At 46.9% G+C, this 486-nt stretch carries 2 protein-coding genes; both read left to right on the top strand.

All coding sequences use genetic code 11. The features are described 5' to 3' along the window. The coding region (locus HX884_RS26745; protein WP_256737213.1) for a hypothetical protein at window positions 1-235 on the top strand (235 nt) is incomplete at its 5' end. A gap of 18 nt (window positions 236-253) precedes the next feature. Next, window positions 254-436, top strand: a complete 183-nt coding sequence (locus tag HX884_RS26740) for a hemagglutinin repeat-containing protein (RefSeq protein WP_178329057.1) — start codon at window positions 254-256, stop codon at window positions 434-436. Window positions 437-486: the final 50 nt, after the last annotated feature.

Genomic DNA, 486 nt, shown 5'->3' with positions numbered 1-486 from the left:
AATCAGCGAGTCAGCTTGGGAAGAAATGACCTGCTTATTCGCACCTTCCCTAGATAGAACCAATATTGCGCAATGGGCTTTTTCAATTATTGATGCAGATGATATTAGAATCACAGATCAAGTTGCCTGGAAAGTGATTCAAAGCTTAGGTGCGGTCGATCTTCCTTCCTCAGATCGAGATTATTTGTATGGTATTGATGATTTTGATGATTGGTTGCGATTATTGGAATCATGATATTAGAGATCCCGCCTCTTGCGCCGGGATCTTTCCCTCGACGATTACTACAGCGGTCGGGACGCCAGCCTGAACAGTGCGCAGGTGAATGGCGATAAAATCGTTGCGGATATCGGACGCGAACTGTGGATGAGTAGCCAGCCAGGACAAAACTGCCGGGCGGCGTGGTTTTGGGAGCGGGCAGCGGCAGCAAAAGATTGACTTTGTTGAATAAATCGAACTTTTGCTGAGTTGAAGGATCAGATCACGCA

Source organism: Enterobacter sp. SECR19-1250 (genome assembly GCF_013391025.1).
In the GTDB taxonomy this organism is placed as follows: domain Bacteria; phylum Pseudomonadota; class Gammaproteobacteria; order Enterobacterales; family Enterobacteriaceae; genus Enterobacter; species Enterobacter cloacae.
Note: the sequence above shows the minus strand (reverse complement) of the source record. Positions and strands in the feature narration are given on the sequence as shown.